At 42.8% G+C, this 10,949-nt stretch carries 7 protein-coding genes and 1 tRNA gene; all 8 read right to left on the bottom strand.

The window, feature by feature from the left end:
* Window positions 1-170: 170 nt before the first annotated feature.
* Window positions 171-242, bottom strand: a tRNA-Glu gene (locus HT724_RS00695).
* A gap of 133 nt (window positions 243-375) precedes the next feature.
* The gene (locus HT724_RS00690; RefSeq protein WP_173276624.1) at window positions 376-810 is read right to left on the bottom strand and encodes a cytidine deaminase; all 435 of its coding nucleotides are present in this window, start codon (window positions 808-810) and stop codon (window positions 376-378) included.
* 13 nt (window positions 811-823) lie between these two features.
* On the bottom strand, window positions 824-2,284 hold the full coding sequence (gltX, locus tag HT724_RS00685) for a glutamate--tRNA ligase (RefSeq protein ID WP_101782306.1): 1,461 nt from the start codon (window positions 2,282-2,284) through the stop codon (window positions 824-826).
* 127 nt (window positions 2,285-2,411) lie between these two features.
* Entirely contained in the window at window positions 2,412-3,761 is a 1,350-nt protein-coding gene (locus HT724_RS00680; protein WP_000018268.1) for a glucose-6-phosphate isomerase, read from the bottom strand.
* A gap of 170 nt (window positions 3,762-3,931) precedes the next feature.
* The gene (locus tag HT724_RS00675; protein WP_049524749.1) at window positions 3,932-4,621 is read right to left on the bottom strand and encodes a gamma-glutamyl-gamma-aminobutyrate hydrolase family protein; all 690 of its coding nucleotides are present in this window, start codon (window positions 4,619-4,621) and stop codon (window positions 3,932-3,934) included.
* A gap of 137 nt (window positions 4,622-4,758) precedes the next feature.
* Window positions 4,759-6,525, bottom strand: a complete 1,767-nt coding sequence (gene patB / locus HT724_RS00670) for a multidrug efflux ABC transporter subunit PatB (RefSeq protein WP_173276623.1) — start codon at window positions 6,523-6,525, stop codon at window positions 4,759-4,761.
* A gap of 1 nt (window position 6,526) precedes the next feature.
* The gene (gene patA, locus HT724_RS00665) at window positions 6,527-8,233 is read right to left on the bottom strand and encodes a multidrug efflux ABC transporter subunit PatA (protein WP_173276622.1); all 1,707 of its coding nucleotides are present in this window, start codon (window positions 8,231-8,233) and stop codon (window positions 6,527-6,529) included.
* A 146-nt stretch (window positions 8,234-8,379) separates the two neighbouring features.
* Window positions 8,380-10,914, bottom strand: coding sequence for a DNA mismatch repair protein MutS (gene mutS, locus HT724_RS00660; protein WP_173276621.1), 2,535 nt, complete (start codon window positions 10,912-10,914; stop codon window positions 8,380-8,382).
* Between the last annotated feature and the right edge of the window lie 35 nt (window positions 10,915-10,949).

Below are 10,949 nucleotides of genomic sequence, written 5' to 3'. Positions count from 1 at the left end.
TTGTAGTGCCCTTCACATTGGTTCGTCTTGTTCAGTTTTCAAAGGTCTTTGTCCCTTACTTCTCTCAAGCGACAACTATATTAGTATATCACTTTCGCTTTCGCTTGTCAACACTTTTTTGAAACTTTTTTAAACTTTTTTTCATCAAGTGTTTCAACCGCAACATACCATAGTCCGTACGGGATTCGAACCCGTGTTACCGCCGTGAAAAGGCGGTGTCTTAACCCCTTGACCAACGGACCTGAGTTGTTATTTTCAACTCTTACTATTATACCGACTTTTCAAACTTTGTCAACACCTTTTTTAAAATTTTTACAAATTTTTCAATTCGTTTTTCAAATTATAGTAAAAAGAGCCAGAATTGTACTGACTCTTCTATTTCTCATTAAACTTAGAAGCACGTTCTTCTCCCCACCAATAAGGGATTAATTCTGCGACTTTTACTGTCTTTCTTGTATCATAGTCCATCATGAATTCTGCATCTTTATTTTCAGCGTTCAACTCTAAGAGGAACTCTCTGCAAGCGCCACAAGGCATACCCGAACTTCCACCATAAGGTGGTTTGTCTCGAAAGGCTAATACTTTTTTAACCTTAGTTTGTCCTGAAAATTGGTACATATTGAAGAGAGCCGCCCGCTCTGCGCAGAGATGGAAAACACCACAGGTTCCCTCCATACAGAATCCTGTAAATATTTGTCCATCTTCTGCTTCTACTGCGGCAATGACATGATTAGCATAAACAAAATCAGATACTTCATGTGGATTATACAATTTCTGTGCTTCTTCGTACATCTTTTCCCAGATGTCCATTATTGTACCCTTCTTACTTAGAGATTTCCTTTAACATATTTTCAATATGCTGGATTGATTTTTCACGACCTAACAAGAAGATCGTATCTGGCAATTCTGGTCCATGCATTTCACCTGAAACAGCGATACGAATAGGCATGAAAAGATTTTTCCCTTTAATACCTGTTTCTTTTTGGACTGCTTTAATTTGTGGGAAGATATTCTCTGTTACAAATTCATCATCTGTCATCGCTTCAAGTTTTGCTTTGAAGGCTTCAAGAACTGTTGGGACTGTTTCACCCGCCATGACTTCGCGCTCTGCTTCTGTCAATTCTGGGAAATCTGAGAAGAAGAGATCTGTCAATGGGATAATCTCATCTACTGATTTCATTTGTGGTTTATAGAGATCAACTAATTTTTCAGCCTTGTCTGTTAAACGGCCTGCTTCTTCTAGGAATGGTTTTGCCATTTCAAAGATAGTTTCTAGGTCTGCATTCTTGATATAATCATTGCTCATCCAGTCTAGTTTTTTCTGGTCAAAGGCTGCTGGAGACTTGCTGAGGCGATTTTCATCGAAAAGTTTAATCAATTCTTCACGAGAGAAAATCTCATCTTCGCCACCTGGGTTCCAACCAAGAAGGGCGATAAAGTTAAAGACTGCTTCTGGAAGGTAACCTTTCTTTCGGTAATCTTCGATAAATTGAAGTGTATTAGTATCACGTTTAGATAACTTCTTACCAGTCTCAGAGTTGATAATCAAGGTCATGTGACCGAACTCTGGAGCTTCCCAACCAAGTGCTTCATAAACCATGAGCTGTTTTGGTGTATTAGCAATATGGTCATCTCCACGGATTACGTGAGAGATTTGCATATCGTGGTCATCGATAACAACAGCAAAGTTGTAAGTTGGGTAACCGTCTTTCTTTTGGATAACCCAGTCACCACCGATATTGCCACCTTCAAATTCGATATCACCTTTGACCATATCATGCCACTTGTAGATACCTGACTCATTGACCGCCAAACGAACCGTTGGGATGATCCCTGCTGCTTCACGTTCTGCGATGTAAGCTGCTTTTTCTTCTTCACTCATACCAAGGTATTCATTGATGTAGCGTGGTGTTTCGCCAGCTGCTTCTTGGCGTTCGCGTTCAGCTGCCAACTCTTCTTCTGTAACGTAAGATTTGTAGGCTTTTCCTTCAGCTAATAGTTGGTCGATGTATTTTTGATACAAGTCCAAACGCTCAGACTGGCGGTAATTTTCATGTGTTTCTGGGCTTTCATCCCAATCCATACCTAACCAACGAAGGTTTTCAAGCTGTGAACGTTCCCCATCCTCGACATGACGTTTACGGTCAGTATCTTCAATACGGATAATAAAAGTTCCACCATGATGACGTGCGTAAAGGTAGTTGAACAATGCTGTACGGGCATTCCCGATGTGTAGTAGTCCTGTTGGACTTGGTGCGTAACGTACGCGGATATCTTTTGACATAGTTTCTCCTATAAAGTCTCTAGGCGTCTGCCTTTTTGCTCTCTATATTATATCACAAGTCTTGGCTGAGTCCAATTTCTATGGATAAAGAGAGTAAAAAGAGTGGACAAACCACTCTTTTCTTCTATTATAGACGTGCGTTAAGTTCTTTGCTTAATTCTTCAAATCCTGGTTTTCCAAGAAGGGCAAACATGTTACGTTTGTAAGCTTCAACACCTGGTTGGTCAAATGGGTTGATAGCATTCAAGTAACCTGAAAGGGCAATTGCCAATTCGAAGAAGTAGATAGTGTAACCAAGAGTGAAAGCGTCTTGCTCTGGAAGAGTCACGTACATGTTTGGTACATCACCATCTGTGTGGGCAAGAAGAACACCATCAGTCGCTTTTTTGTTTACAAAGTCAACGTCTTTTCCTTGAAGGTAACCAAGTCCGTCAAGGTCTTCTTCCAAGCTAGGGATAATCACGTTTTTACGAGGTTTGTCAACACGGACAACTGTTTCAAACATGATACGAGTTCCTTCTTGGATAAATTGACCAAGTGAGTGCAAGTCAGTTGAGAAGTTGGCTGAAGTTGGGTAGATACCTTTTTGGTCTTTTCCTTCTGATTCACCAGCCAATTGTTTCCACCACTCTGAGAAGTATTGAAGTGATGGCTCGTAGTTTACCAAGATTTCAGTTGCATAGCCTTTACGGTAAAGGATGTTACGAACTGCTGCGTATTGGTAAGCTTCGTTTTCAGAGATTTTGTCTGAAGTGTAGTCTTTGCGAGCTGCGTTAGCACCTTCCATAAGGGCTTTGATGTCAGCTCCTGATGCAGCGATTGGAAGCAAACCAACTGCTGTCAATACTGAGAAGCGTCCACCGATGTCATCTGGAACAACAAATGTTTCCCAGCCGTTAGCGTCTGCTTCAACCTTAACAGCACCTTTTTGGCGGTCAGTTGTTGCATAGATACGTTTGTTTGCTTCTTCTTGACCGTATTTCTTAACCAAAAGTTCTTTGAAGACACGGAAAGCAATCGCTGGTTCAGTTGTTGTACCTGATTTAGAAATCACATTTACTGAGAAGTCTTTATCAGCTACGTACTCTACCAAGTCAGCAAGGTAAGTAGATGAGATTGAGTTTCCTGCGTAAAGGATTTGTGGAGCTTTGCGCTCTTCTTTTGTTTGCAAGTTAGCAAAATGGTGGTTCAAGAAGTCAATTGCTGCTTTGGCACCAAGGTAAGATCCACCGATACCGATAACAACCAAAACATCGCTGTCTGACTTGATTTGCTCAGCTGCTTTCAAGATGCGGTCAAATTCTTCGCGGTCATAGTTTTCAGGAAGATCCAACCAGCCCAAGAAGTCGCTACCAGCACCAGTTCCTTTACGGATCAGTTCATCTGCTGCTGTTACTTGTGATTGCATGTATTCCACTTCATGTGGTGCAACAAATTTGTCTAAAACTTTTGAATAATCAAATTTAATATGTGACATGTTATTCCTCCAATATTTCTTCTTTTCTATCATAACGCTTACCTTCGTTTTTTTCAAGTTTTTTTGTCGAATTTCTCCAATTTTTATCAGAATTCAAACGTTTGCGTAAAAATCCCACATTCCAAAAATTTTGAAAAAATAAAAGAAAGAACGACCAGATGTCCCAGTCGTTACAGTTCATTCAATAAATACTCAAATAATTCTAAATTACCATTCTCTTCATTAACCAGAAACTCTGGATGCCACTGCAAACCGATAATGCGGTGCTCATCGATAGACTCAATCGCTTCGATGGTCTGGTCTCTTGGATCAATAGCAGTTACACGGAAATTAGGTGCCAAATCTTTAATGCTTTGACGATGGACGGAGTTGACCTGACTTTCTTTCCCAAATAGCTTAGCCACCACGCTTCCCTCCACTGTCTCAATAGAGTGAGATGTTCCGAAAGGTAGTCCTTGCCAGTGACCTTCGATTTCTTGATTGAGGGTTCCACCAAAGGCAACATTGACAAGTTGAACACCGCGACAGATTGCCATAATTGGTTTATTCTGACGAAGCGCTTCTTTCAAGAGGGCCAATTCAAACTCATCACGCACTAGATTGTAATCATCGCTCTCGATGGTCTTTTTCTCTCCATAAAACTGAGGATGGACATTTTGCCCACCTGTCAAGATAAGTTTATCTATCATTTCCACATAATCGCGTACAACAGACTCATCACCGACAGGAATGACTAAAGGGAGACCACCGACTTGACGAATGCTCTCTGCGAATCTACAAGATACAGATGAATGAATGTTTTTGCCTTCTGCGTCTACAGGACATAGATTTGCAGCAACTCCTACAACCGTTCTAGCCATGATGTCTCTCCTTTCGAATGTTAACGATAGTCCTATCATATCACTCAAAATGCCTTTCGTCTAATATGTTTTTTTAAGGCTGTGATAAAAATTTTTTATGGACAAGAAAAAGCTGCCCACATAGGACAACTTCTTTCTTATTCAAAAACAAATTGATTGTGATAGAGTTCTGAATAGAAGCCACCTAGTTTCAGAAGTTCATGGTGATTACCACGTTCAATCACTTCTCCATCTTTAAGGACAATAATCTGATCAGCATTGAGGATAGTCTTCAAACGGTGGGCAATGACGAAACTAGTTCTACCTGCTACAACCGCCTCCATGGCATGCTGAATCTTGCTTTCTGTCACCGTATCTACATTTGAAGTGGCTTCATCTAGAATGAGAACTTCTGGATTTGTCATCAGGGTTCGAGCGATTGAAATCAATTGTTTCTGCCCTGTTGAGAAGATGCTCTGGTCATCATCAATAAGCGTGTCGTATTTATCAGATAAACTTTCGATATAGTCGTGAATATGGGTTGCCTTTGCCGCCGCCTCAACCATTTCCTGACTGGCATCTGGCACACCAAAACGGATATTGTCTCGAATGGTTCCGCTAAATAAGACCGAATCTTGCAAGACAATTCCCACCTTGCTTCTGAGACTATCCAAATCGTAGTCACGGATATCTTTACCATCAAAATAAATCCCACCAGCATCAACATCATAAAAGCGATTGATGAGGTTCATAATAGTCGTTTTCCCTGAACCTGTTGGACCAACAACCGCCGTCATCTGTCCTTTCGGAGCGGAAATGCTGACATCTTTCAAAATAGGTTTATCAGGCAAATACGAGAAATCAATGTGACTAATTTCAACACCTCCTTGCAACTGAGTGAAGGCCGGGGCGTTTTCAGGTCGGATTTCTTCCTCTGCATCGAACATTTCCTGAATCCGTTCAGCACCTGTAAAGGCCAACTGAAGACTCCCCCAACTAGCTGCAACCTGAATAATAGGCTGGTAGTACTGCTGTGAAAATTGGGCAAACATCACAATCAAACCTAGGGCTGTACTTGTTTCAATAGACTTATCATTCAAAAGTACAGCTGAACCAGCAAAGATGACGATGGCTGTATTAACCAGGCTCATCCCATTCATGACAGGGAAAAGAATTCCTGAGAACATTCTTCCTTTAAAGGTCGCCTTGCGCACGCGCTCATTTTGTTCAAGAAATCCTGCCATCATATCCTCTTGAATTCCTTGAACAATGACAGCTTTTTGGCCTGAGATACTCTCATCCATATAGGCGTTGAGCTTCCCTACCTCTTTTTGTTGGAGGTTGGTGTATTTGCGTGCCATTTTCACGATGAAAATCAACATAAGAAAGGCCACTGGTGTGCTGGCAATAGTGATGAGGGCCAGCGTCACATTTCTCGAAAACATGACAAGAATCAGACCAATGTATAAAACAATATTGCTCATGACCTGAACCAGACTTTCATTAAAGGCTTGGAGGATATTATCCAAATCACTGGTAAAACGAGACAAGATATCCCCATCTTGTCGGCGGTCAAAGAAAGAAACGGTCAAACGAGCCAATTTGCCAAAAAGACCTTTGCGCATCTCATTGGTCGACTCTGCAATCACGCGCGTCATGAGACACATGTATATGACACTGGAGATAAATAGAACCAAAACTAGCAGGCCAAGATTGATCATGATTCCTGATAGACTTTGCCAAACAAGTTCTGGATTGCCATCTTGATAAGCTTGAACTAAATTAGCTAGTTGCGTCACTGCTTGTCCAGAAAATACCGGAAAGAGGGCTTGGGCAAGAGTCGCTAGAACAATCATCAGGATGACAACTACAAATGATAGCTTATAGACTTTAAAATAATTCCAAAAAAATTGAACTGTCTTCATTTTACTCCTCCTTTCCTTTCTGTGTTTCGTAGATTTCACGGTAAACAGCATTGTTGGCAACCAAGTCTGCATGCGTACCTTGACCAATCAATCGTCCTTGATCCAGTACCAAGATCTTGTCTGCATGGACAACCGAGCTAATCTTTTGCGCGATGATAATGGTTGTTGTTCCCTTCAAGTCCTTATTCAAGGCTTCTTGAACCAGGCGCTCTGACTTGGCATCCAAGGCCGAGGTCGAATCGTCAAAAATCAGAATACGTGGATTGCTGACAATTCCACGAGCAATCGACATCCTTTGTTTTTGCCCACCTGAGAAATTGGTTCCCCGTTCCTCAACTGGACTTTCAAAGGTTTTCTCCATACGATGAATGAATTCACTAGCCTGGGCAATATTGGCTGCGCGCTCCATTTCAAATAGAGTAGCATCTCCCTTACCCTGTCTCAAGTTATCAGCAATCGTTCCACTAAAGAGAATGGCACGTTGAAGAACGATAGACACTGTTTTACGCAGGGTTCCTTCACTCACTTCGCGAATATCCTTGCCTCCAATTTTGATTGCCCCTTCCTGTGGGTCAAAGAGACGTGGAATCAATTGAGCCAAGGTTGATTTTCCTGCACCAGTCGCCCCAACTACACCAACCATTTGACCAGGTTCAATAGTAAAGCTCACATCTTTAAGCATCGGTTCCTTGTCCATTGGATAGGTAAAGGTCACATTTTCAAAGCTAAGACTTCCGACCAACTCTTCATCTGGCACATCCTTGAAGGTCATGGCTGGCTCTGCGTCCAGAATTTCTCGAATACGACGCATAGAAATCATGGCACGGCTGACAGAATTTCCTAAAAATCCAACCATAACAATGGTAAAGATAATCTGGCTCAGGTAATTAACAAAGGAAGCAATGGAACCAACAACCGACGGATCCGACTGAACCATCCCAGCAACCAGCCAAATAGAGAGGAAGACCGCCCCGTAACCAACCAACATCATAAAGGGTTCCACTACTGAAAAGGCATAACCAATGTAAAGGTTTTGACCAAGAAGCTCGTCTGAAACCTCCGTAAACTTAGCAAACTGCTCTTTTTCTTGGACAAAGGACTTGACCACACGAACGCCACGCAAATTTTCCTTGGCAATGGCATTGATGCGCTCAAGAAGGGTTTGAAACTTGGCAAAACGAGGCCCCATCATTCCCATCATGACAGCAGTCAAACCAAAAATCAAGACTACCATGAGAACAATCACCCACCACAGAGAAGGTAGGGTTTGAACCGCCAGGATAAACGAACCGATGAACAAGAGGGGAAGTCTGAAAAGAATTTGGAAGGTCATCATGACGACGTTCTGAATCTGGTTGATGTCATTTGTCATGCGAACGACTAGATTTCCCACATTAAATTGTTCAATATTGGCATAAGAAAAGGTTTGGATTTTACGGAAGGCATCCTCTCGAAGGTCAGATGAAACTCCTTGGGCAATATAGGCTGCAAGGACAACATTGAGCCCACCAGCAACCAGACCGACCAAGGCCACACCAATCAACCAAGCCCCGATACTATAAATGGCTTCATATTTCCCAGCAAGTAGGGCATCTAACACCTCCTGCAGATAACGTGGTTGCAGAAGTGAACTAGCAACCATCAAGCCTGTCATCAGGAGCGAAGCCAAGGCCTGCCACTTGTAGGTTTTTATTTTCTGAATCAGCATACTTTCTCCTTAAAAAATAGACAAAAGGGAGCGACAATGCGTCAGCTCCTTTTCATTCTGTTTGTGTGATGTTATTCTAGCAAAAAAGCGGAGGATTGTCAAAGAAGTCTCCTTGATACAGCTAGATTAACTAGTGAGTCTTGGTTTTATAGTTTCTGTTTTAACTCTACTAAGACATTCATAGCCTGCATAGGTGTCATATTGTAAACATCCAGCTTAACTAATTCTGCTAGGATAGGATGTTCTTCAGTCGTATCAAAGAGTGAAATCTGTTCTGTGACATCACTTGTTTGCCTCATTGGAGCAGGACTTTCTGTACCCTGACTCTCTAGTTGTGTCAAAATCTTATCCGCCCTTGCTAGAAGGTCTGCTGGCAAACCGGCAATCTTAGCAACATGAATACCGTAGGATTTATCAGCTGGCCCTGGTTCAATCTTGTGAAGGAAGGTGACCTGCCCATCCTGCTCCAAGGTTGCCACGTGGACATTGACCAAGTGTTGTAAACTAGACTCCAGACTAGTCAATTCATGGTAGTGGGTCGCAAAGAGGGTCTTGGCTCCGATATGTTCATGAATGTATTCGATGATAGACTGAGCAAGAGCCATCCCGTCATAAGTTGCAGTTCCACGACCTAACTCATCAAAGAGAATGAGAGAGTTCTTGGTCGCATGCGAAATGGCATTGTTGGCCTCCATCATCTCCACCATAAAGGTTGACTGACCTGAAACCAAGTCATCTGCTGCTCCGATACGGGTAAAAATCGCATCAAAAATCGGTAAATGGGCGCTTTCTGCTGGTACATAAGAACCCAACTGAGCCATAACCGCCGTCATGGCTAACTGACGCATGTAGGTTGACTTTCCGCTCATGTTGGGCCCTGTAATCAGTTGAATACTGGTAGCTTCTGCCATCTGAATCGTATTTGGAATATAGGTCTGAGCTCCCATGACCTTTTCAACGACAGCATGGCGCCCTTTCTGGATATCAATTCGCGAATCATCTCTGAATTCAGGTCGAATCAAATGCTGGGTTTCAGCTACAACCGCCAGACTTTGCAAGACATCAACTGTCGCAATTCCTTGAGCTAGAGCTTGTAAACGTTGGATGTACTTGCTGACTTCCTCACGAATACGCATAAAGATTTCGTACTCTAGATTGGCTGACTTCTCACGCGCCTCCAGCATATCTCCCTCGATACGGGCTAATTCTTCGGTTCCAAAGCGTTCCGAGTTTTTCAGCGTCGCCTTGCGGAAAAAATGAGCAGGCACATTTCCCAGTTGCGAATTGGTCACATGGAAATAGTAGCCATCCTTTTTATTGTAGTCAATCTTAAGCGTGCTGATACCAGAGTTTTCTCGCTCCTTTGCTTCAATCTCAGCAATCCAGCTAGTCCCTTCTCTGAGCACGCGACGGTACTTGTCTAAAGTCTCATCAAATCCAGTCCGGATAATGCCACCTTCTGTAATCACATGGGGAGCTTCAGGAGCAATCGCTGCGCTAATCAAACTCTCTAACTCAGGAATTCCATCCAGTTGTGCGATGAGATAGGCTAGAGCAGGTTGCTCCATCCCTTCTAAAATCGCACGAATCCGTGGCACACTAGACAAGGTAGTCGCCAACTGCAAGAGATCCTTGGGATTGGTCTTGCCAAAAGAAACACGACTAGCCAAGCGCTCAATGTCATAAACACCCTTGAGACTGTCTGTCAAATCACTACGCTCAAAGAAGTGGTCAAGAAAGACCTGCACCACTTCTTGACGTTGGACGATTCGTTCCTTATCAATCAAAGGACGATGAATCCAAGAACGCAAGAGACGCATCCCCATAGCCGTTTTGGTTTCATCCAAAAGCCAGAAAAGACTGCCTTGCTTCTTGCCTGAACGAGCATTCTCAACCAAATCCAGACTAGCCTTGGTCGCATAATCCATCTGCAAGAAATCCTTGATTTCATAGCGGATAACAGGTTTGAGGTGGTTCAATTCCCTCATCTGGGTTCGATGGACATACTGGAGCAACTTACTAGATGCCGCTTGCTCCACAGCTGCTAATCGTGAATCCAGTAAATGAAGGTCTTCAAAGCCTTCTTTTTCATAGGAAAGTACCAGATTCATCTGACGACTAAGGATTTGTTCCTCTTCCTCAGACAAGTCATAGCCCAGCACCACTTCTCGCGCCTTAAGGTTACGGATTTCCCCACAAACCAGCGTGAAATCCAAAAGACCTGTCACATAAAAGTCACCCGTCACCAGGTCCATATAAGCTAGGCCAAACTGATTACCATCACGGTCTATGGCAACCAAAAAATTATTCTGACTGTCCGGCTTACTGCTATCAACCACTGTCCCTGGCGTAATGACCTGAACAACCTCTCGTTTAACAACCCCAACTGCCTGTTTAGGATCTTCCATCTGCTCTGCGATAGCCACCTTATAACCCTGCTCAATCAAGACATCGATATACTGTTGGGCAGAATGATAGGGAACACCCGCCATAGGAATCGGATTGTCGGCATTCTTGTTGCGACTCGTTAAGGAAATTTCCAGAATCTGCGCAGCATTGACCGCATCCTCATAAAATAATTCATAAAAATCACCCATCCGAAAGAGCAAAAAAGCATCTGGATATTGCTTTTTAATATCCACATACTGTTGCATGCCGGGTGATAGCTTTTCTGTCGCCATTTTCCGTCTCTCCTTGTCAAAAATAAGTCTTGAGA

This window comes from Streptococcus sp. k-402, assembly GCF_013277515.1.
GTDB lineage: Bacteria > Bacillota > Bacilli > Lactobacillales > Streptococcaceae > Streptococcus.
The sequence above is the reverse complement of the archived record's forward strand: the minus strand, read 5'-3'. Positions and strand labels throughout refer to the sequence as shown.

Coding starts and splice junctions, on each gene's coding strand:
- patA (WP_173276622.1), bottom strand. CDS start 8,233: ATGCTGATTCAGAAAATAAAAACCTACAAGTGGCAGGCCTTGGCTTCG.
- HT724_RS00690 (WP_173276624.1), bottom strand. CDS start 810: ATGGACATCTGGGAAAAGATGTACGAAGAAGCACAGAAATTGTATAAT.
- mutS (WP_173276621.1), bottom strand. CDS start 10,914: ATGGCGACAGAAAAGCTATCACCCGGCATGCAACAGTATGTGGATATT.
- patB (WP_173276623.1), bottom strand. CDS start 6,525: ATGAAGACAGTTCAATTTTTTTGGAATTATTTTAAAGTCTATAAGCTA.
- gltX (WP_101782306.1), bottom strand. CDS start 2,284: ATGTCAAAAGATATCCGCGTACGTTACGCACCAAGTCCAACAGGACTA.
- HT724_RS00680 (WP_000018268.1), bottom strand. CDS start 3,761: ATGTCACATATTAAATTTGATTATTCAAAAGTTTTAGACAAATTTGTT.
- HT724_RS00675 (WP_049524749.1), bottom strand. CDS start 4,621: ATGGCTAGAACGGTTGTAGGAGTTGCTGCAAATCTATGTCCTGTAGAC.